Below are 21576 nucleotides of genomic sequence, written 5' to 3' on the forward strand. Positions count from 1 at the left end.
TCGTCGTACACCAACCCTATGGACTCAACTCATCTCCCCGCACGGACTGGCCGGGTCGGAATGGACGATCGCCACACTGCGCCGCGTCCGCGGGCCCAGCTTTCAGGCGTCTATCTTGTGTGACGACGCACCCATCATTCCTAGGATTCGGCAACCTGGGCGCGCGGCGAAGCGGCGTCCGGCGCGTCCGGGGCATTGCCGCGACCCATGGCCCGTTCATGAATTGGGCATCGGCGTTGGCACGGACACCATTCGCCTTGACCATCAGGTTGTGCCCGGACAAGCGTTGCGGTCGCGCCCCTTGCCTGCTGATGGCAGGCCTCAGGAGTTCCGCTTCCCACGTTCGAGAATGAAGGCCTCCCGGGACGCTGATTTGGATGCCGCAGGTGGCACCGCTTTCGCGCAGGCTTTGGCGGCTTTGGCCCACGCCACCCCAAGGTCCGGACGTCCACCGAACGGAGCCCCGCCGTGCCGCTCGCCCCCACACTCGCTGCTGATCGATCTCGACGAGCAAGTCGTTGATGAAGCTTGCGGTCGCCAACTCGACCGAGCGGTAGTTGCACCATAACGTCTCGTGTGCCGCGCCGGCGCAGGTCGCCACCTCTGCCGCGGCAGACAGGCCGCCCGAGCCGATGGCGTCTGGAACACCGCCCGGCTAGAGGCCGATATAGGCGCGGCGGAGCTCTTCCCCCTGCTGATTGAGCTCCTGCGGCGTCCCGGTCATCACGATGTCGCCGCGTTCGAGCACGTAGGCGCGATCCGCGATCTCCAGCGACTTCACGGCGTTCTGCTCGACCAGGAGCACGGCGATATCAGCGTCTCGGATTTGTTTGACCAGTTGGAACGTTTGTTCGACCACGAGCGGCGCCAGCCCCAGAGTCGGCTCGTCGATCATGATGAGCTTGGGGTCCGCCATCAGGCCCCGTGCGAGCGCGCACATCTGTTGCTCTCCTCCGGACATCTGGCCGGCGAATTGGTTAGTGCGGTCTTGGAGGATAGGGAAGAGGTCGAGCACCCGGTCCAGGTTCTGGCTGAACTTCCTTTGGGCGCCTGCGTGAAATGCGCCCATTTCGAGGTTCTCGCGCACCGTCATATGCGGAAACAGGCGCCGACTCTCAGGCACCTGGACCAAGCCGAGGCCGACCCGCTCGTGGCCCGGAGTCCGCTCGATGTCCTGCCCGAGGAACTGGATCTTCCCTGACGATTTCACGACGACGCCTGAGATCGCTCGCAGCATTGTGGTCTTGCCGGCGGCGTTTGCGCCAAGAACCGCGACGATCTCTCCCTGTTTGACGGACAGCGAGATCCTGTTGAGCACGTGGATGTCGCCGTATCCGGCCTCAAGGTCTTCCACAACAAGCATTTAGACCGAACCTCCCAAGTACGCGTCGATCACTTGCTGGTCTGACGAGACCTCCTGCGGGGTGCCGGTTGAGATCACGACGCCGTGGTCGATGACGTAGATGCGGTCACACAGGCTCATGATGATGGCCATGGCATGCTCGACCATGCAGATCGCCATCCCGCTCTGGCGAAGTTCCCGAATGAGGGCGACCATGGTGTCGATCTCATTCGGGTTGAGCCCACCGAGGACCTCATCAAGCAACAGGAGCCGGGGCTTCGTCGCGAGAGCGCGGCCCACCTCCAGGCGCTTGCGCATCCCCAGCGGGAGGGTGGATGCCGCTACTTCGGCCAACTCTGTTAAGCCGATGCGCTCGAGACACTCGGCAGCCCAAGCGTGGGCGTCGGCGGTACTGCGATGCACCGTATGCGCGGCCGCGACCATGTTCTCACGAACTGTCAGGGCACCGAATGGACGAGGCGTCTGGAATGTCCGCGCGACGCCCGCTCGTGCCATGCGGTAGGGACGGAGACCGGTCAGGACCTTTTCGCCGTCCAAAACGACGCCTTCGTCGGGGCGGAGCACTCCGGCAATGACGCTGAACAGGGTCGACTTGCCCGCACCGTTTGGCCCGATGACGCCAACGATTTCTCCGGAGTCCACCATGAGGCTGGCGTCTGACACCGCGGTGAGGCCGCCGAATCTCTTGGTCACATCTCGTACTTCAAACACGCGCGCGGCCCTCCCTGTTGGTTCGGATGCGGCGGCGGACAATATCGAGCCCTCCGACAATGCCCTTGGGGAAGAAGAGAACAACGACGATCATCAGCACGCCGTACACGACTAGGTAAAGGCCTGCACCTGAACTCCCGAGCGCCCCGCTCAGTTCGTTGTGGAGTAGCTGAATCAGAATCGCTCCGAGTATGGGCCCCCAAACGGTACCCATGCCGCCGATAATCGCCACAAGGACAAAGTCGATCGAACGTCCGATGCCGAAGGAGCTGCTCGGGTCGATGAACGCGATGTAGTACGCCGATAGCCCGCCTACGATGCCTGTCAGCGCGGAGGACGTTGCGGTCATCTGCAGCTTCACGCTGGTGCTGTTGATCCCCAAGGATTCCGCAGCATCGCGGCTTTCGCGCACGGCGCGCGCCTGAGAGCCGAGGCGATGCGTCTCGATCCATGCGGTGAGGCCAAAGACCACGACCAGGAACCCGCCGATCAACCACACGTAGCTTCCGCGGTTGTCGAAGACCATATTCGCAACACCGGCCTTGAACGGGACGGAGACTCCTGGAGAGCCTCCGGTCAAGTCGTCCAGATTGATGGCGAGGATGAGCAGGACTTGGGCGAAAGCGATCGTCGCCAGGACGAAGAACGGGCCGCGCAGCCGAAGAGTCAGGCCGCCTATCAGCAGGCCGACGAGGCCGGCCACGAGCCCACCCACGGGAATCCCGATCCACGGCGTGACACCGTGCTGCGTGAACAGCAGGACGGACACGTACCCGCCAAGTCCAAAGAAGCCCGCATGACCCAGCGAGATCTGCCCGGTGTAGCCACCGAGAAGGTTCCATGCGCTGCCTCCAGCGGCGAGCAGCAGGATGCCGATGACGACGTCGAAGTAGTAGTTGTTCTCAGTGACCAACGGAATCACAGCGACGATCGCCGCGAGGACGGCGAGCGAGATGGCCCATATCTTGCGGCCCGGGGACTCGTTCGCGTCAGGGCGCGTTGATGGGGTCGTCTGCGGCTCTTCAACCGTGGACGATTCGGACGTCCTCGTCATGCTTCCTCTCCAATCTCGGCGGCTACCGCGGAACCGAACAAGCCCTGCGGGCGGGCAAGCAAAACGATGATGAAGACCACGAAGTAGGCCAGCTGCTGGTAGGCGGGCGACACGTAGTAGCCGGCCAGTGACTCGACAAGGCCAACGACGAGGCCACCGATGAGGGCTCCGCTGACACTCCCCATGCCGCCCAGGACCACGATGACGAATGCCACGAGGGTGAACTGGGTTCCGACCGTGGGATACACCGCCTTGATCGGCATGAGGAGGGAGCCGGCAAGTCCGGTGCACGCGATGCTTATGCCGAATGCGACGGAGTACATGCGATGTGTACTGACCCCCATAAGGGTGGCAGCCACGCGGTCCTGTGTGACCGCTCGAGTTGCACGACCCAACTTCGTTCGCTGAATCAGCGCCATCAGTGCGAGGGCAACCGCGAGGGAGACGACAAAAGCGATCAGCAGCCCCACGGGCAGGTTCACTGGTCCAAGCTGAGCCGTTTGTCCCGCAAACGTCCGCACGGTACGGAAGTCTGCACCGAACAGGAACAGGGCCAGGTTCTCCAGTGCGACGAGCAGGCCCACCGACACGAAGATCTGGACCAGCGGGTCCTTGCCGATCGTGTGCCTGAAGGCGAGTTGGTACACACCCATGCCCAGAAGGAAGAACAGGGGCACGATGACAACCGCCGCTACGTATGGGTCAAGGGCGAACAGTTCGTGGGCCCAGTAGGCGGAGTACATGCCCAGCATCACGAACGCGCCGTGCGCGAAGTTGCTGATCCTGACCACGCCGAAGACCACGGTCAAGCCGACGCTCACAAGCGAGTAGACGCCGCCCAAGAGAAGGCCCGAGACGAGCACCTGCAGTAGAACCATGTGGTTTGCCACCTTCGATTTCCGCAGCGGCGGTCCCAGCCGAACCGCTCATGATCGGCTGGGACCGCATGACTGACTACCGCTGGTTCCACCCGGGCAGCGGCACCATGGTCGGTTGTGCCGTCGCCACCTTGTTCGGGTAGACGACCACGAGGTTCGAGTTCTGCCACTGCTGCACCGTCGGTTCGGCGAGCGTGTTCTGGCCGGTCTGGTCGAACTTCACCCCCCAGCCGTTCGGCAAGGATCCGAGCGGCTCATTGACCTGGGCAGCGGCCTTCATGATCGACGCCGGGTCGGTGGGGTCGTCTGCCTTCGGCAGGACGTACTTGAGCAGGGTCCACATTCCGGAAAACCCGAGTATGACCTGGTTGCTCACCGGCTTGTGGCGCAGCGCCGTGTAGCGCTTCTTGACCTCCTCAGAGACCTTCTGCATGTCGCTCGAGAGGGCGGTCGGGTTGACATGCGCGGAGGACGATGACTCGAACACCCCGTTGGCGTTCTTGCCCTCGGACTTGCCGAAGACGGCGTTGGAGTGGCCACCGCCCGCGCCGATGAAGACCTTGGGCGCCAGCCCCTGCTGTCGCATCTGGTCGAAGAAGAGGACCGCATCGTTGGTGTAGCTCGCGGCCAGGATGATCGTGGGGTTCTTGCCCTTGATCGAGAGCACGAGCGACGTTAGGTCTGTCGAGTCCGCATCGTAGGACTCGTTGGCCACTACGTTGAGGCCGAGAGCCTCGACGCCCTTCTGCACGGTTGCGGCGTAGGCCTTGCCGTAGCTCCCCTGCTCGTGAACGATCGCGATACTGACGGCGCTCTTGTCCATCTTGAGCTTCGGGAGGATCTCGTCCTTGATGAGGCCGAGGGCTCCGCCGGCGTACTGGGCGGCGGTCGACTGGGTGCGAAGCAGGTACTTGAAGCCGCGGGCCGTGATCTCAGGGGCGATGGCGCCAGCCTCGAGCATGACGACCTTGTTCCGCTCGGTCACAGGGCTGACCGCGAGGTCGATCGAGCTCGAGTAGCAGCAGAACACGATCGGGGCGTGGTCCTGCGAGATGACGCGGTTGACCTCGGTGACGCCCTTTTGCGGGTCGGGGGCATCCACCTTGGTGAACGTCACCTGCCGCCCCTTGACACCGCCGGCCTCGTTCACCAGCTGGCGAGCGATGTCCGCGCCGTCATACATGTCCTGGCCGATCTCGGCCAGGCCCCCGGAGAACGGCAGAGCGTTGACCACGGAGATCCCCTTGGTGGATCCACCGGACTGGGCAGCCCCTCCGCAGGCAGCTGCGAGGACCGCGACAACGATGGCCAGGACCCCCCATCGCATTTTTCTGAACACGCTTGACCTTCCTTCCGTCGATGCGCCGATGCACCGAACCTTGAGTCGCGGCCAGCCACCTCACCTGACGTCGCCGACCTCGGGAGCCCGCTGGCCAAGCAGGCGCGGGGGCGAGATGCGAAGAGTCTTGACTGGCGACGGCGCCGCGTCCAATACCAATTGCCGCCACGATTCATGCGCAACAGGTACTTAATCATCGAGCACTGGCCGCCAGATAGCGCATCAATGCAGAGAGGAACTCCCGGGCCGCGGGCGCGGCCGGACCGGCTGCGAGATACCGTCCGTACGTCTTGGACGTGATCTTCGTGGCCGAGAGCTCTGCGAACACCAAGCGCCTTGACGTTGGGCGCGTAGCGGCGAGACGGGCGTGGACGGACGGCACGATCGCGATCCCGAGACCGTCCTCCACCAGGGCGATCGCGGACTGCCACACCATCACCTCATGGTGAATCCTGGGGCTGAAACCAGCAGAGACGCAGAGCGCGATCACCGTGTCGTGGTAATGCGGCGACACCTCGCGGCGAAAGACGACGAGGGCCTCCTCGGCAAGCTGACCGACCGCGAGAGACGGTGCTTGCGCCAGATGATGCTCGGCCGGAAGGGCCACAGCGAACTGTTCGTCGACGACGACAACCGAGACCGCCGGAGCCGCCGTCCGCACGTTATGTCCAATCGCGAGGTCGATTTCGCCCGCATCCAGCTTGGCAGCCTGCTCCGCCGAGCTGAGCTCGACGAGGTGGATCTCCACCTCTGGGTATGCCGCCGAGAAGACTCGCGCGGCCTCCGGAAGTCCCCGGTGCAACATGGTATTCACGAAGCCGATCGTGAGGCGCCCTGACACGGCGCTGGTCCGCAGCACATTCCGGCGTAGCGCACCCGCCTCTGCCAGGAGCCGCGCCGCATCGTCCTGGAGACGCGCGCCTGCAGGGGTAAGGCGCACGGCACGTGAGCTCCGCTCGAAGAGCGTCACACCCAGGTCCCGCTCCAGTCTCTTGACCTCGGCACTCAAGGACGGCTGGGCGATGAACAGCCTTGCGGCTGCCTTGCCGAAGTGGCGATGCTCGGCCACGGCGAGGAAGTAACGGAGGCGCCGCAAACTAAGATCATCCATAGGCAATAGCCTATGGATACAGCACCAATATATGTATTGGAGGCAATCGGTCTCGACTGCGACGCTGTGGGAAGCCGACCCGACCGAGGAGCATGATGAGCGATCAAACGATCCTGCCAGTCCCGGACAGCCATGGCGTCAACCGCTTCCGCGACGACCCCCAATTCAGTGCGCTGCTGCGGGTCTATCTCGATGACGCGCTGCGTGAGCATGTGCAGCCGATCCTCGACGACCTCGGCTCCCGCGTCGGCGCGGAGCTCGACGATCTTGCCCACGACGCCGACCAGAACCCTCCCTCGCTGACTCACCGAACCCGACGCGGCGAGGAGCGTCAGACGGTCCTCAAGCACCCGGCATACCAAGCACTGGAGAAGGCGGCGTTCGGCGAGCTCGGGCTGGCCACCATGTCGCACGCACCAGGCGTTCTCGGCTGGCCCCAGGTGATGGATCCGCAGGTGAAGTACGCCCTGACCTACCTGTTCGTCCAAGCCGAGTTCGGGCTCTTGTGCCCCGTGAACATGACGGATTCCCTTACGCGGACGCTGACCACCTTCGGCTCGGCCGAGCTTGTCGCACAGTTCCTTCCGCACCTGACCACCACTGACTTCGACGAGCTCTACCAGGGAGCAATGTTCATCACCGAACAGGGGGCGGGCTCCGACGTCGGCCAGCTCTTGACCACAGCGACAGATGCCGGCGATGGCACGTGGCGACTCTCTGGGAGCAAGTGGTTCTGCTCCAACCCTGATGCGGACCTCGCCATGGTCCTGGCCCGACCGGAAGGGGCTCAGGCCGGCATTAGAGGGCTGGGGCTCTTCCTTCTCCCGCGCCTTCTCAAGGACGGGACCCCGAACAGCTATCGCATCGTCCGGCTGAAGGACAAGCTCGGTTCCCGATCGATGGCCAGTGGTGAGATCGAGCTCGACGGCGCCACGGCATACCTCGTCGGAGACATCAACCGAGGGTTCAGCCAGATGGCCGACATGATCAACTCCTCCCGCCTGTCGAACGGGGTGCGCGCTGCCGGGATGATGCGGCGCGCCTTCGCCGAGGCCCGCCATGTCGCCCTGAATCGGAGCGCCTTTGGCGAGCAGATCATCAACCTGCCGCTGATGCGTCGCCAGCTGGTGAAGATGCTCGTGCCCGCCGAGCAGGCCCGATCCGTGTACATGCACATCGCGCACTTGTTCCCCCACGCCGATGCTGGCGATGACGTTGCACGCCAACTGATTCGGATTCTCACGCCACTAGTCAAGTTCCGGGCGACGCGTGACAACCGGAAGGTGACGGGGGATGGCATGGAGGTCCGCGGAGGGGTCGGCTACATCGAGGAGTTCGGGGACGCTCGCATGGTTCGCGATGCCCACCTGGGATCCATCTGGGAGGGCACCTCGAACATCGTGGCCCTGGACGTCGCCCGAGCGGCGAAGAGGACCTCGGCTCTGGACATTCTGGTCGACTACCTGACAGAGCTCATCGTCGAGGCCGGAGCCGCCCAGTCGCAGCTCTGGCAGGACCTCATCGACAAGGTCGGTGCGCAGATGCTCCTGGCCACGAAGGCCGAGAACGAGTGGCAGACCCGCGAAGCGGCCACGGCCTTGTACAACTTGGCCTCTGCCATATTCATGATGTGGGAGGCCGCCAGGATGGGCGACGACCAGACACGGAGGGCCCTGGCCAGCCTGGTGGTGCGCCACCGACTCCTGCCACACGATCCGCTCAACCCGGTTCAGGACGACGAGGACCTGGTCACAGCGCTGCTCCTGGGGGAACCAGTCGGGGCGTCGCTGGCCGACAGGGCGGCCTTGTGACGGAGTCGCAGGTGTCGGCGCTGTCCGGGCTAAGGGTGATCGACCTGAGTCGAGTGCTCGGTGGCCCTTATTGCTCGCAGATCCTCGCCGACCACGGCGCCGAGGTCATCAAGATCGAACCGCCCTTCGGAGACGAGACGCGTGGCTGGGGACCACCTTTCGACGATTCGGGTACGGCGTGGTACTTCGACGGAGTCAACCGCAACAAAAAGAGCGTCGTGCTCGACCTGACCACCGAGGAGGGGTGCAGCCACCTGCGTGCGCTTCTAGCCACGGCGGACGTGATGATCGAGAACTTCAAGCCCGGCACCCTGGAGCGTTGGGGCCTCGGTTATGCCGATGTGCTCGCCCGCGACTTCCCGCGTCTGATTCACTGCTGCATCACGGGATTCGGCACCGATGGACCCCTGGGCGGCCTCCCGGGATACGACGTCGTCATCCAGGCGATGACAGGCATTATGAGCGTGAACGGTGAGGAGGGCGGCGGGCCTCTACGCGTCGGCATTCCGGCCGTCGACATGGTGACGGGGCTCAACGCCGCGAACGGGATCCTGCTGGCGCTTGTGGAGCGGGGCATCAGCGGCCGCGGTCAGTCCGTGGAGACTACGCTGTACGACTGCGGCATCTCTGTCATGCATCCGCATCTGCCGAACTTCTTCGGCAACGGCCGCAGCCCTGTACGGACCGGCAACCAGCATCCCAACATCACGCCGTACGCGAGCTACGCCACCGGAGACGGGCTCCTGGTCGTAGCGGTAGGGAACAACCAGCAGTTCCGTACCTTGTGCGCCCATCTGGGCGTCCCTCAGCTCGCCGACGACCAACGATTCATCGACAACGCTCAGCGAAACGCGCACCGGGAGGAACTGCGTGCCGAGCTGGAACAGGCGCTCGCGGGCCATCGCGCGGCGGTCGTGGCTGTGGAGCTGATGCAGGTCGGGGTGCCGTGTGGGCCGATCAACGACGTTGCCGGAGTCCTCGACCATCCGCACACGGCACACCGGCAGATGGTCGTCGAACTCGGCGGGGGATACCGCGGCACGGCTTCACCGATCAAGCTTTCCCGCACACCACCGTCTTACCGGCTCGCGCCGCCGCGTCTCGGCGAGCACACGGACGAGATCCTGTCCCCGGCCGGCCACCGGGCTGGTGCCGGCGGGAGCGAGCGGGCCGCGTCGGGCTGACACTCCGCACGGCCTCACCACTGCTTGTGCGGGGCTCAACCATGGTGGCGCAGGCGCCCGCGTACGCGCCCCACGGGTATCAGCGTGGCGCCATCCTGGTGGCACCGTCGAGGCGGATCGTCTCGCCGTTAAGTAGTCGTTCTCAAGGATGGTCGCCGCAAGCTGGGCGAACGCGAGGCGCCTCCCGTCAAGCCAGTGCTGAGACCTTCGAGGCGCATGGCGTGTCCCTTCGTGGCGAGGGGACAAGAGTGTCGTATGCCGCGCGGCTGGTCAGTGGGTCAAAGGAGTTCGAGGGCGGTTGGCGAGACCGCCCGCCTCGCACATCGTCTGCAGGCCGTAGTGGATGCCGTTGTCGCGCCTGTGGTGCGCGAGCCGCGTCATGAGGATCGCTCCGGAGCCGCACAACGGGTGGCCGACGGTGATGGGGCACCCAACGGGTTCCCACGTTCGTCGGGCGCACCCGTCTCGGCCTGCCGGGCCCATGGACACGGCCGCGAAGGCCTCGTTGACCGCAAGGGCCCGATGTCGTCGATGCGAAGACCGGAGCGCAGCAGGGTCTTCCCGGTCGCCTTGATCGGCGCGGTGAGCGTGACGACCGGGTCGCCGCCGGCAACCATCGAGGTCCTAGATGGGCACGTGGACTTCGTCGAGGAAAGGCTCGCACGCCTCCTACACCTCGAGCCCCAACTTCTCGAGGATGTGTGCTACCGCCGTATCCGGCGGACTCCGTGTCGACGACAAGGATGGACAGTGCGGTGGGCCTGTTCTCTGAAGACGGCTTCGACGTCCGAGCCATAACGAGGACGCGGTCGGCGTTATGCCCCCCTCGAGGAGGTAATGGTCCCCCTCACGGCGGGCCGTGGTGCGGATCCCGCCAGGTCGGATCGGGGCCGGGCTCGGTCGTCGGGATGGCGGTGACCCGTTCGCCGCTCGCGAAGCCGAAGTGGCGAGCTGCGTCTGCTCGGCCGCGCAGCGCCGGAGGAGTAGGACAGAAGGAGGTCAATGGGCACGCGCAGCGCGACGAGGCTGATGTTGGCCCGGACCGACTCCTCGGTGAGGATGGCGTTGAAGGTGTAGGCCTCGACGCCTCCGCCCCCGGACTCTTCGGGCGCCCCCTGCCGCCGATCCCGAGCTCTCCGACGCGGGTAGAAGTCGCGCGGCGGGTGCCCGGACTTCTCCCGGGCGGCGAACTGGGGAGCTTACCTCCTTGGCGAAGAACGGCTGGATGGTGTCGCGGAGGTCTTCGTGGTCCTCTGTGAAGATCGTGCGTTTCCTGGGCGGCTCCTCCAGTCACGGGCGGGTCGGCGGTCGGTCAGCGGCGGGTGAGTGCGGCGAGCCGGCCGTTGATGATGTCGACCGCCTCGTCGATGATGCGGCTGACCAGTTCGGCGACAGTAGGGATGTCGTGGACGAGGCCTTGGGACTGGCCGACGCTCCAGACGCCGCGGTCGATGTCGCCGGTCTCGTAAACGGAGCGGCCGCGAACTCCTGCGACGAGGTCTCGGACGTCGTCGAATGTCCCACCGTCGTGGAGGCGCTGGACGACTTCCCGGCTGACGGCGTTGCGGGCCACCCGGGTCGTGTTGCCGAGGGGCCGCAGGATGAGGTCGGTGTCCCGTTCGCTGGCCGCGACGATCGCCTGCTTCACGTCGTCGTGGATGGGTGACTCGGCGGTGCAGAGGAACCGAGTGCCCATGTTGACGCCCTCGGCACCGAGGGCGAGGGCAGCGACAAGGCCGCGGGCGTCGGCGATTCCCCCGGACGCGATGACGGGGATGCGCAGCCTCTCGGTCGTCGCGGGGATGAGGACCAGACCCGTGACGTCGTCCTCGCCGGGGTGCCCGGCGCACTCGAACCCGTCGATGCTGACCGCGTCGACGCCGATCGACTCGGCCTTGAGCGCGTGCCGCACGGAGGTGCACTTGTGGATGATCCGCACGCCGACCGGCTTCAACGCCTCGACGTGCTCGGTGGGGAGGTTGCCCGCCGTTTCGACGATGGTGATGCCGGACTCGATGATGGCGGCCCGGTATTCCGCGTAGGGCGGCGGCGTGATGGTCGGCAGGATGGTGAAGTTGACGCCGAACGGCTGGTCGGTGAGTTCCCGGGTCCGGGCGATCTCCTTGACGAGGTCCTCTGGTGTCGGCTGGGTGAGCATGGTCAGGAAGCCGAGCGCCCCGGCATTGGCGACCGCGGCGACGAGCTCGGCGCGGCCGACCCACTGCATGCCGCCCTGCACGATCGGGTGCCGAACGCCGAACAACTCGGTGAAGCGGGTATGCAGCACCGCCTCGTCTTGCACCGGTGCCCGACCTACCCCGGCCCTGCTCACAGTCGTCGTCACGCGAGCCCCTTCCCGATCTGGCGTGGGTTGGCACCCACTGCTGCGGCGTTCTGCACGGTCACCTCGTCATCGTTCGGGCCGCGTCGTTTCGAGGCGCTTCCGTCAAATGGTCGCGGAAGCGGCGGGTCAAAGCCGTGCACCGGAAGCGACTGATCGGCGGCCCCTATCCGCGCAACGCGGCATACGTGGCGCATCGACCCGCTCCGACCCGCAACCGGCGGCGGGACGCGAGCCATCCCGCTGGCTGCCGGGCTAGACACGGTTGAAGTTGGGCTTGCGCCGTTCCAGGAAGGCGTCCCGCCCCTCGGCGAACTCCGGCCCGGCCAGCAGGTCGACCTGGGTCTCGGCCTCCGCGGCGAGCACGCCCTGCAGGCTCTGGTCCGACATGTGAAGGATCCGGCGCACGCCAGCCACCATGGGAGCCGACAGTTCGGCGAGACGCTGGGCCGACGAGACGGCTGCCTCGAGCACGGCACCGTCGTCGGCGAGCATGTCGACCATCCCGATGCGTTCGGCCTCGTCGGCGGACACCATCCGCGCCGTGAGAAGCAGCTCACGGGTGCGGCCGCGGCCCACCCGGAAGGGCAGGCTGTACGCCAGCCCGGTGTCGGGCGCCAAGCCGACCTGAGCGAAGGAGGTCGAGAACGTCGCCGACCGGCCGGCGACCAGGAGGTCGCTCCCCACCGCGAGCGCGAGGCCGAGCCCGTAAGCGCCGCCCTCCACCGCTGCGACAATGGGCCGCTCGCCGCCGTGCAGCTGCTCGACGATCGAGCCGACTACTTGGAGGCGGTGCGCCGCGACGGACCGGTCTTGGGACATCGACGTGATGTCCCCGCCGGCACAGAAGACCGCGCCGGCCCCGGTCAGGACGATCGCCCGGGCCTCGCGGTCGGCGGCGCGCAGAGCCTCGAGCAGTTCCAGCCGGTCCTCGAGGTTGAGCGCGTTGCGCCGCTCGGGCCGGTCCAGGGTGAGGATGCGGACGGACCCCCGGTCCTCGGTCCGGACGGCGCTCATCCCTGGAATCCCTTGACCAGCTGCTTGGCGATGATGAGCTTCTGTATCTCGCTGGTGCCCTCGTAGAGGCGGAAGAGGCGGGCGTCCCGGTAGAAGCGCTCGACGGGCACCTCGCGCATGTAGCCGAGGCCGCCGTGGATCTGAACGGCGCGGTCGGCGATCCGGTCGACGGCCTCGGTACAGAAGAGCTTGCACATCGACGGTGCGAGGCGACGGTCGGTGCCGTCGTCCCAGCTGCGGGCCGCCTCGAGCACCATAGCCCGTCCGGCGTACGCCTCGGTGCGGCTCTCAGCGAGCATGGCCTGGATGAGCTGGAACTCGGCGAGCTTGGTGCCGCCCTGCCGGTTCGTCGTCGCGTGGCGGAGACTCTCGTCGATGAGCCGGTTGGCCTGTCCGACGGTGAGCGCGGCGATGTGCAGTCGGCCCTTGGCGAGGGAGCGCATGGCGGCGGAGAACCCCTCGCCCTCGACCTCGCCGACGAGGTTCTCGGCGGGCACACGCACGTCGTCGAGGAAAACCTCGGAGGTGGCTGCGCCGCGCTGGCCCATCTTGTGATCCCGGGGCCCGATCGTCACGCCGGGGGTGTCTGTGGGCACGATGAAGACGGAGATGCCCTTGACGCCGTCGGTGACCGGGCCGGTGCGCACGAACACCATGAGCACGTCGGCCCAGATGGCGTTGGTGATGAAGCGCTTCTGGCCGTTGATGACATAGTGCTCACCGTCGCGCACGGCCCGGGTGCGTAGACCGCTGGGGTCCGAACCGGCCTCCGGCTCGGTGAGCGCGAAGGAAGCGACGAGCTCGCCACTGGCCAGGCGCGGAAGGTACTTCTGCTTCTGTGCGTCCGTCCCAGAGTTGACGAGGACCTGGCCGGCGATGCCGTTGTTCGTTCCGAACATCGAGCGGAACGCCGGCGTCGTCCAGCCGAGCTCCATGACGAGGCGCACCTCCTCGGACATGGAGAAGCCGAGGCCGCCGTACTCCTCGGGGATGGCGAAGCCGAACAGGCCCATCTCGGCGGCCTGTTGACGGAGCCGGTCGGGGATCTGGTCGGTCTCCTCGATTTCGTCCTCCGCCGCGACGACCTCCTTGCGGACGAACGTGCGGACGGCGTCGAGGACGGAGTCGAACTCCTCGGGCTCCATGACAGGCTCCTTCTGCGTGGGGGCGCTCGGAGCCGGCGGTGCCGGGTCCGAGGGTCCGGTGAGGCGGGCGCCACCGGGCCGTTTCGGCCAGCATCACCTGCCTGCTATTGCGTGTCCAATACCTAATGCCTCTGCGTCTTATGCGCGAAGTGCATGAGTGTAGATCATGACATCGGCGGCGTCTTGACGAGCCCCAGCTGCCCCACGGTCGCCACGTGACGCCCGGATGCGTCGAAGACCTCTGCCACTCCGTGCGCCCGGCCCCGCGCGATCGCGCTGACCCGGCAGTCGACCTGGTGCCACTCCTCGAGGTTGGAGTCGGTGTGGTAGGTGAGCGAGTGGGTGAGGCTGAGAATGCGCGCCCCGGGGAGGTGCCGGGCGGATCCCAGCGCGAGGAAGGCCGGCTCGAGGATGCTCATGTCGGTGACGTAGGCGAGCAGCGCCTCACGAACGACGCGGTCCTGGGGCAGCGGTGCGGTGGCTCGGAAGAAGATCGTCTGCCGGTCCCCCCGGTCGGCACCCTCGACGTACGGCGGCTCGACAGCGTGGCGCACGTGCACCGGCCGCTCGATCCGCCACCAGGCCGGGATTCGCTCGTCATCCCCGAACCGGTCCACGAGCCCGGGAAGCTCCTCGGGTGGTGGCGCGTCGGCAGGCCTGGCGGGACTGTAGGACGGCAGGTCGGCCCGGACGGTCGCCCAGCGGGTGACAGCGCTGAAGAGCTCCTGTCCACCCCCGCCGACAAGACGGCTTCGCCGCGTCGACAGTGACGTCGCGTCCGAGATGCGGTCGATGGACCACTGCAGGGGCCGGTCGGTCGGAGCGCCCTCGACGAAGTCGGCCTGCAGACTGACGAGGCGCTGCGCGGGGTCGACCGTTCGTCCGGCGGCGACGACGGCCTGGGCCAGGAGAAGGCCGCCGAACACCCTGTCCTGCGGGTGCTGCTGGGCCTCGGCCTCCCAGACGTCCGGGGCCGATGGACGCAGGTCGAGCAGGTCCAGCAGGTCCGACAGGGACACTCGGGGCGCGGTGGTTGCGGTCGGCTCGAGGGGCTGTGCGTTCACCGCGCCATTGTGCCCTCATTTGCGGCCAGTTTGGATATCTGTTCAGATCTATTGATGCGGCATGAAGATCAATCTGCCGCGGAAACGGTATTGGAGTTCGAGGCCCGGTCGGCGGCAGAGTGGGGCCAACCACCGTGGAAAGGCGTCCCATGCCCCCTGCCGGCCCCCTGTCCGGGCTACGCGTCGTCGAGCTGTCGAGCTTCGTCGCCACCCCCCTGTGCGGGCTCACCCTGGCCCAGCTCGGCGCCGAGGTGATCCGGGTCGAACCCATGGGCGGCGGTCCGGACCGGACCCGCTGGCCCTTGGCACCCAACGGAACGAGCCTCTACTGGAACGGGCTCAACCCCGGCAAGCGGGCGATCGAGGTCAACCTCGGCGATCCTCGCGGCCGCCAGGTCGTCGCCGACCTCGTCGCCGAGGAGGGTGAGGGCGGCGGCATCCTCGTGACGAACACCGAGCGGTGGCCTGAGCTGAGCTTCGAGGCGCTGTCGACGCGGCGACCCGACGTCGTGCACGTGGTGCTCGCCGGCACCCACGACGGCGGCATCGCCGTGGACTACACCGTGCAGGCCGGCACCGGGTTTCCGCACGTCACGGGCCCGGCCGAGCACGCCGGCCCGGTTAACAACGTCGTGCCCGCCTGGGACTTCGCGGCTGGCCTGTACCTTGCGACGGGCCTGCTGTCCGCCGAGCTGCGACGGCGCGCCACCGGGCAGGGCTCCCAGGTGAGGGTCGTCCTCGAGGACGTGGCCTTGGCCGCCGCGGGGCACCTTGGCTACCTGGCCGATGCCCAGCTCGGGGCGAACCCGGAGCGGACCCGTGAAGGAAACTTCATGTACGGCGGGTTCGGCCGCGACTTCACCTCGTCGGACGGCCGACGCTTCATGGTCGTCGCGCTGACGCCGCGCCACTGGACCGAGCTGCTCCAGATGACGGGCCTTGCCGAGACGGTCGCTGTCCTGGGCCGGGCCCTGGGCACGGACTTCTCCGACGAGGGCGAGCGCTACCGTCACCGCGCCGTGCTGGCAGGCCTCGTGGCCGAGTGGTTCAGCCGGCATGACGGACCAGCCGTGGAGTCGGCGCTGGCGAGGACGCGGCTGCTGTGGTCCCCCTATCGCACCTTCGCCGAGCTCGCTGGGGACGATGCGCGCCTGCTGCGCGAGCAGCCGATCTTCTCGACCATCGACCAGCCCGGAGTGGGTCGGCTCTTGGCGCCCGGGTCGCCGGTCATGGTCGACGGACATAGGGGCGGACCCAGGCCCGCGCCGCAGGTGGGGCAGGACACCCGGACGGTGCTCACCGACGTGCTCGGCGTGACGGAGGCCGAGCTCCAGGAGCTGGCGTCCTCTGGCGTCCTGCGGGCGCCCGCCCCCGCCGACATCGTCGCCTGACCTCATCCCCATCCCAGGAGCACCGCCATGAGCAAGCTGAGCGCCGACGAGCAGGACATGGTCCGTCTCGTCGCCGAGTTCGTCGACGAGAGGGTGCGTCCGCGGGTGCGTGAGTTCGAGGCCGAGGACCTCTACCCCGAGGAGCTCATCGAGGAGATGAAGAAGCTCGGCTTCTTCGGGCTGCTGGTCCCGTCCGAGCACGGGGGCGTCGACGTGAGCACGTCGTGCTTCGCCCAGGTGACCGCCGAGCTCGCCCGGGGCTGGATGAGCCTCGCCGGCGCCATCGGCGGCCACTCGGTCATCACGTTCCTCGTCCGGCACTTCGGGACCCCGGAGCAGCAGGCGGCATATCTGCCGAGGATGGCCGACGGCTCGCTCCGCGCGACGATGGCGCTCACCGAGCCGTCGGGTGGCAGCGACCTGCAGGGCATGCGCACTCACGCCGACCGCGACGGCGACGACTTGGTCATCACCGGCTCCAAGACGTGGATCTCGAACGCCCAGCACGCCGGCCTGATCGGTCTGCTCTGCCTCACCGACCGAGATGCCAAGCCGGCACACCGCGGCATGAGCGTCGTCCTCGTCGAGCCCGGCGAGGGCCTGACCATCTCCAGCAAGATCCCGAAGCTTGGCTACCGCGGCGTCGAGGCGTGCGAGCTCACGTTCGACGCGATGCGCGTTCCCGCCTCCGCCGTGCTCGGCGGCGAGGCGAACCGTGGGTGGGGCCACATGATGCGCGGCCTCGAGGTCGGTCGGGTCCAGGTCGCCGCCCGAGCCCTGGGCGTGGGGCAGGCCGCGCTCGACGACGCCCTCACCTACGCACAGACGCGGGAAAGCTTCGGCAAGCCGATCTGGCGTCACCAGTCGGTCGGCAACCTGCTGGCCGACATGGCCACCAAGCTGCACGCAGCCCGGCTGCTCACCATCGACGCCGCCGAGCGCCTCGACGAGGGACGCCGGGCGGACATGGAGGCCGGCATGGCCAAACTGTTCGCCTCGGAGACCGCAATGCAGGTCGCGCTCGACGCCATCCGCGTCCACGGCGGCTACGGCTACTCGAAGGAGTACGACGTGGAGCGGTACTTCCGGGATGCCCCGCTGATGATCGTCGGCGAAGGCACCAACGAGATCCAACGCAACGTGATCGCGGCCCAGCTCGTGGCGCGCGACAAGGACAGGAGCATGTGATGGGCCTGCTGCAGAACAAGACCGCCGTGATCACGGGCGGCGCGCAGGGTATCGGTTTGGCGATCGCGGAGACCTTCGTCGCCGAGGGCGCCAAGGTCGTGCTCGCGGACCTCAACGGCGCTGCCGCGAAGGACGCCGCGGCGGGCCTGGGCGGCCCGGACGTCGCCCTCGGCATCGCCTGCGACGTCGTCAATGCTGCCGATGTGGAGCGTGCGCTCGATGCGGCGGTGTCGACCTTCGGGTCGCTCGACGTCGTCGTCAACAACGCCGGCATCACCCGCGATGCGACGATGCGCACGATGACCGAGGAGCAGTTCGACCAGGTCATCAACGTGCACCTCAAGGGCTGCTGGAACGGCACCCGGCTCGCCGCCGCGCGGATGCGCGAGCAGAAGTCCGGGGCCATCGTCAACATCTCCTCGCTCTCTGGGAAGGTCGGCATGGTTGGGCAGACGAACTACTCGGCCGCCAAGGCCGGCATCGTCGGGCTCACCAAGGCCGCCGCGAAGGAGATGGCTCACCACGGCGTGCGCGTGAACGCCATCCAGCCCGGCCTGATCCGCTCGGCGATGACCGAGGCGATGCCGCAGAAGGCTTGGGACCAGAAGATGGCTGAGATCCCCGTAGGCCGCCCGGGCGAGCCCTCCGAGGTCGCCTCCGTGGCCCTGTTCTACGCATCTTCGCTGTCGTCCTACATGACGGGGACCGTCGCGGAGGTCACGGGCGGGCGGTTCATGTGAGCCGCTCGAGCGCCGGGACCCAGTCCTCCGTCGAGACCGTCGACGGCGGCCCCGTGGCGGCGCTCACGGCCCTGCTCGACACCTCGGCACCTGTCGTCGAGGCGGGCGACCCTCTGCCGCCGCTGTGGCACTGGGTGGCGCTCCCCCGCTGGCCGGCCTCCTCGTCCCTCGGGCCGGACGGCCACCCCCGCAAGGGCGCCTTCCTACCGGACCTCGGTTACCCCCGGCGGATGTTCGCAGGGGGTGAGGCCGTCTTTCACGCACCGCTGCTCATCGGCAGCCAGGTTCGGCGGGAGTCCGTCGTCGAGTCCGTGGAGGAGAAGCACGGGCGCAGCGGTCGTTTCGCCGTCGTCCGGGTCGCGACGACACTGAGCGCCGCGGATGGCACCCTCCTGCTCGAGGAGCGCCAGGATCTCGTCTATCGCCCCGCCGCCCCACCACCCGACCCGGGCCGCGTGCCCGACCCGGCACCGGCCGCCGGTATGCCGCCGGCCGGGCCCCCCTTGCGCGCGGAGTCGGGAGGGTGGCGCTTCCGCACCGATCCCACGCTGCTGATGAGGTTCAGTGCCGCCACCGCCAACCCCCACCGCATCCACTACGACTGGCCCTACGTGACCCGGGTCGAGGGCTATCCCGGCCTTGTCGTGCATGGGCCCCTGTCGACCCTGGCCCTGGCCGAGGCGCTGCGGCTGGCGGCGCCCGAGCGGTCGGTGCGGCGGCTGAGGCACCGCAACTCGGCCCCACTGTTCTGCGGTCGTGACGCCTTCGTCGCGCTCGACCACTCACAGGAACCCGACGTCGAGGTCACGCTGCGTGACGGCGACGGCACCCTGCTCGCCGGCCTGTCGGTCGAGCTCTCTCCCCCACCGGAAAGGCATGAGCCATGACCACGCGTGACGTCGTCATCTGCGAACCCGTTCGCACTCCCATCGGCCGCTACGGCGGCATGTTCAAGGACCTCTCGCCGGTCGACCTCGGCGTCACCGCCCTCAAGGGTCTGCTCGAGCGCACCGGCGTCGACCCGACGCGCATCGAGGACGTCATCCTCGGGCACTGCTACCCCAACGCCGAGGCGCCGGCCATCGGCCGGGTGGTCGGGCTCGACGCCGGGCTGCCGATCACGGTCGGTGGCCAGCAGGTCGACCGCCGCTGCGGCTCGGGCCTGCAGGCCGTCATCAACGCGGTGATGCAGGTCGGCAGCGGCGCCAACGACGTCGTGGTCGCCGGCGGCGCCGAGTCGATGAGCAACGCCGCCTTCTACTCGCTCGACATGCGCTGGGGAGGCGCCCGCTCCGGCGTCGCCATCCACGACGGACTGACCCGCGGGCGCCAGACGCCGGGTGGCCGCTTCTACCCGGTGCCCGGCGGCATGCTCGAGACAGCCGAGAACCTGCGCCGTGAGTACGGCCTCTCCCGCGAGGAGCAGGACCGACTCGCCGTCTCCTCCCACCAGCGGGCCCTCAACGCCCAGCAGACCGGCGTCTTCGCCGAGGAGATCATCCCCGTCACCGTGCCTAGCCGGAAGGGTGACCGGGTCATCGACACCGACGAGCACCCGCGGCCGGGCACCTCGATGGAGACCCTGGCCGGGCTCAAGCCCATCCTTCGCGCCACCGACCCCGAGGCGACCGTCACCGCCGGAAACGCATCGGGGCAGAACGACGCAGCTGCGATGTGCCTCGTCACCACCGCCGACGTCGCCGAGGAGCTCGGGCTGCGTCCGCTCGTGCGCCTGGTGAGCTGGGCCGTCGCCGGCGTGGCCCCCAGCCGCATGGGCATCGGGCCGGTCCCCGCCACCGAGGCCGCCCTCAGCCGGGCCCGGCTGACCCTACAGGACATGGACGTCATCGAGCTCAACGAGGCGTTCGCCGCGCAGGCCCTCGCCGTCATGCGCGAGTGGAAGTTCACCGACGAGGACCACGAGCGCACCAACATCCACGGCTCCGGCATCTCCCTCGGCCACCCCGTCGGCGCCACCGGCGTGCGCATGCTCGCTACCCTCTCCAGGGAGCTGCACCGCCGCGAGGGCCGCTACGGCCTCGAGACGATGTGCATCGGCGGCGGCCAGGGCCTGGCCGCGGTATTCGAGCGGGTCAGCTGATGACCCAGCGCGTATTCCGCTCGGTGCCCGACCTCGAGGCGGCCGTCGGTGAGGAGCTCGGCCCCACCGACTGGGTCGAGATCACGCAGGACACCGTGGACGGCTTCGCCGACCTCACCGGCGACCACCAGTGGATCCACGTCGACGTCGACCGCGCCCGGACCTCTCCATTCGGCGGCACCATCGCCCACGGCTACCTCACCCTGTCGATGCTGCCGTCCTTCAGCACGTCGCTGTACTCCATCAAGGCTGGAACCGCGCGCCTCAACTACGGCCTCGAGAAGGTCCGCTTCCCCGCCTCCGTCCTGGTCGGGTCCAAGGTCCGCGCGACCGCGACGATCAAGCAGATCCGTCAGGTGTCCGCGGGCACGCAGGTCCGCGTGGGCTGGACCGTCGAGGCGGACGGTGTCGCCCGACCGGTCTGCGTCGCCGAGTCCATCACCCTCGTGGTGCCCTGACCGCCTCACCAAAGTCAACGGGGTTGGGTCCGAACGCCTCGTGCGTTCGGACCCAACCCCTTCTGACTTTGACTACTGGGACGTGCGGATCGAGGACGAAGTGATGGAGGAAGTTGTCGGCGAGGCATCACTTCAAGACAGGCACTTCGCCAAAGTCCCGAGAGCAGGCGCTCGTAGACTGACGAGCCGAAGGATGTCGAGACGATCCCGACCATGATTAACCTTCCGCGTGATCTTTGGGCGATGGTGGCGCCCCGCGCTCTTGCTAGGGCACTCATCTGGGCCTTGCTTCTGGCCGTGACCCGCTGCCGTGGAACGTTCAGCACCGGCCTGATCGAGGCGGCCGCACTTGCCGTCCTCAACGCCGCTGTCGGCGTGCTGTAAGCGCGTCTCGACACCCCGGTGGTCACCTCGCCGGGTCCCATCGACGGTGTCGTGGACCGGAAGGAAGCTGTGCGCCGTTGCGGTGACGGTTGTGTGGCCAGGCTCGTGAACGGTTACCCGGTCGGGATAGCCGCTAAGCCTCGATCCACCGATTGGCCGGGTGTGGTGAGGTGATCCGGCGCGTCGGAGCATGAGAATGCCCCTGTGCTGAAACAGAATTGGAGTTCTTCAGGCTTCAGTTCCGTCTCGCACAAGGGGCATCTCGTAGGTGAAACTCTCTCACACCCTCACCCGCA

At 67.5% G+C, this 21576-nt stretch carries 19 protein-coding genes and 1 pseudogene; 9 read left to right on the top strand and 11 right to left on the bottom strand.

What is annotated here, in order from left to right; translation table 11 throughout:
* Positions 1-655 precede the first annotated feature (655 nt).
* The 6 genes from N864_RS08975 to N864_RS09000 form a co-directional block, all read right to left on the bottom strand.
* The gene (locus N864_RS08975; protein WP_034715797.1) at positions 656-1363 is read right to left on the bottom strand and encodes an ABC transporter ATP-binding protein; all 708 of its coding nucleotides are present in this window, start codon (positions 1361-1363) and stop codon (positions 656-658) included.
* Positions 1364-2074 (bottom strand): ABC transporter ATP-binding protein, encoded by a 711-nt coding sequence (locus N864_RS08980; RefSeq protein ID WP_034715798.1) that lies wholly within the window; start codon positions 2072-2074, stop codon positions 1364-1366.
* Positions 2067-3128 carry a branched-chain amino acid ABC transporter permease gene (locus tag N864_RS08985; protein WP_051518383.1) on the bottom strand — a complete coding sequence of 354 codons (1062 nt, stop codon included), beginning with the start codon at positions 3126-3128 and terminating at the stop codon, positions 2067-2069. The genes N864_RS08980 and N864_RS08985 overlap by 8 nt, the downstream gene beginning before the upstream one ends.
* A complete protein-coding gene (locus N864_RS08990; protein WP_034715799.1) occupies positions 3125-4006 on the bottom strand; it encodes a branched-chain amino acid ABC transporter permease in 882 nt (293 codons plus the stop codon). The genes N864_RS08985 and N864_RS08990 overlap by 4 nt, the downstream gene beginning before the upstream one ends.
* A 76-nt stretch (positions 4007-4082) precedes the next feature.
* Positions 4083-5240 (bottom strand): ABC transporter substrate-binding protein, encoded by a 1158-nt coding sequence (locus tag N864_RS08995; protein ID WP_162164520.1) that lies wholly within the window; start codon positions 5238-5240, stop codon positions 4083-4085.
* 298 nt (positions 5241-5538) lie between these two features.
* Positions 5539-6456, bottom strand: a complete 918-nt coding sequence (locus N864_RS09000; protein WP_034715801.1) for a LysR substrate-binding domain-containing protein — start codon at positions 6454-6456, stop codon at positions 5539-5541.
* 95 nt (positions 6457-6551) lie between these two features.
* Between N864_RS09000 and N864_RS09005 the strand changes: the two genes are divergently transcribed.
* Positions 6552-8267, top strand: a complete 1716-nt coding sequence (locus N864_RS09005) for an acyl-CoA dehydrogenase family protein (protein ID WP_034715810.1) — start codon at positions 6552-6554, stop codon at positions 8265-8267.
* 11 nt (positions 8268-8278) lie between these two features.
* Positions 8279-9451 (top strand): CaiB/BaiF CoA transferase family protein, encoded by a 1173-nt coding sequence (locus tag N864_RS09010; protein WP_051518384.1) that lies wholly within the window; start codon positions 8279-8281, stop codon positions 9449-9451.
* Between the two features lie 270 nt (positions 9452-9721).
* On the opposite strand, the pseudogene N864_RS26420 reads toward N864_RS09010, so the two are convergent.
* From N864_RS26420 to N864_RS09030, 5 genes and pseudogenes are all read right to left on the bottom strand, one after another.
* Positions 9722-9955: pseudogene (locus tag N864_RS26420) on the bottom strand (hypothetical protein); the annotation flags it as partial.
* Positions 9956-10763: 808 nt separating this feature from the next.
* Entirely contained in the window at positions 10764-11795 is a 1032-nt protein-coding gene (locus N864_RS09015) for an NAD(P)H-dependent flavin oxidoreductase (RefSeq protein ID WP_276203098.1), read from the bottom strand.
* A gap of 252 nt (positions 11796-12047) precedes the next feature.
* The gene (locus N864_RS09020; RefSeq protein WP_034715802.1) at positions 12048-12809 is read right to left on the bottom strand and encodes an enoyl-CoA hydratase/isomerase family protein; all 762 of its coding nucleotides are present in this window, start codon (positions 12807-12809) and stop codon (positions 12048-12050) included.
* On the bottom strand, positions 12806-13954 hold the full coding sequence (locus tag N864_RS09025; RefSeq protein WP_034715803.1) for an acyl-CoA dehydrogenase family protein: 1149 nt from the start codon (positions 13952-13954) through the stop codon (positions 12806-12808). The genes N864_RS09020 and N864_RS09025 overlap by 4 nt, the downstream gene beginning before the upstream one ends.
* A gap of 164 nt (positions 13955-14118) precedes the next feature.
* Positions 14119-15018 carry an acyl-CoA thioesterase gene (locus tag N864_RS09030; RefSeq protein WP_051518385.1) on the bottom strand — a complete coding sequence of 300 codons (900 nt, stop codon included), beginning with the start codon at positions 15016-15018 and terminating at the stop codon, positions 14119-14121.
* Between the two features lie 149 nt (positions 15019-15167).
* Here N864_RS09030 and N864_RS09035 point away from each other — a divergent pair, with 149 nt between their 5' ends.
* From N864_RS09035 to N864_RS24645, 7 genes are all read left to right on the top strand, one after another.
* Entirely contained in the window at positions 15168-16409 is a 1242-nt protein-coding gene (locus N864_RS09035; protein ID WP_034715804.1) for a CoA transferase, read from the top strand.
* 27 nt (positions 16410-16436) lie between these two features.
* Entirely contained in the window at positions 16437-17597 is a 1161-nt protein-coding gene (locus tag N864_RS09040) for an acyl-CoA dehydrogenase family protein (protein ID WP_034715805.1), read from the top strand.
* Entirely contained in the window at positions 17597-18337 is a 741-nt protein-coding gene (gene fabG, locus N864_RS09045) for a 3-oxoacyl-ACP reductase FabG (protein ID WP_034715806.1), read from the top strand. Before N864_RS09040 ends, fabG begins: the two co-directional genes overlap by 1 nt.
* Positions 18334-19224, top strand: coding sequence for an HTD2 family dehydratase (locus tag N864_RS09050; protein ID WP_051518386.1), 891 nt, complete (start codon positions 18334-18336; stop codon positions 19222-19224). Before fabG ends, N864_RS09050 begins: the two co-directional genes overlap by 4 nt.
* Positions 19221-20438, top strand: coding sequence for an acetyl-CoA C-acetyltransferase (locus N864_RS09055; RefSeq protein ID WP_034715807.1), 1218 nt, complete (start codon positions 19221-19223; stop codon positions 20436-20438). The genes N864_RS09050 and N864_RS09055 overlap by 4 nt, the downstream gene beginning before the upstream one ends.
* Positions 20438-20896 (top strand): MaoC family dehydratase, encoded by a 459-nt coding sequence (locus N864_RS09060; protein WP_034715808.1) that lies wholly within the window; start codon positions 20438-20440, stop codon positions 20894-20896. The genes N864_RS09055 and N864_RS09060 overlap by 1 nt, the downstream gene beginning before the upstream one ends.
* A 213-nt stretch (positions 20897-21109) precedes the next feature.
* On the top strand, positions 21110-21280 hold the full coding sequence (locus tag N864_RS24645) for a hypothetical protein (protein ID WP_155892881.1): 171 nt from the start codon (positions 21110-21112) through the stop codon (positions 21278-21280).
* Positions 21281-21576 lie beyond the last annotated feature (296 nt).

Origin of the sequence: Intrasporangium chromatireducens Q5-1, from assembly GCF_000576575.1 — a bacterium.
GTDB lineage: Bacteria > Actinomycetota > Actinomycetes > Actinomycetales > Dermatophilaceae > Intrasporangium_A > Intrasporangium_A chromatireducens.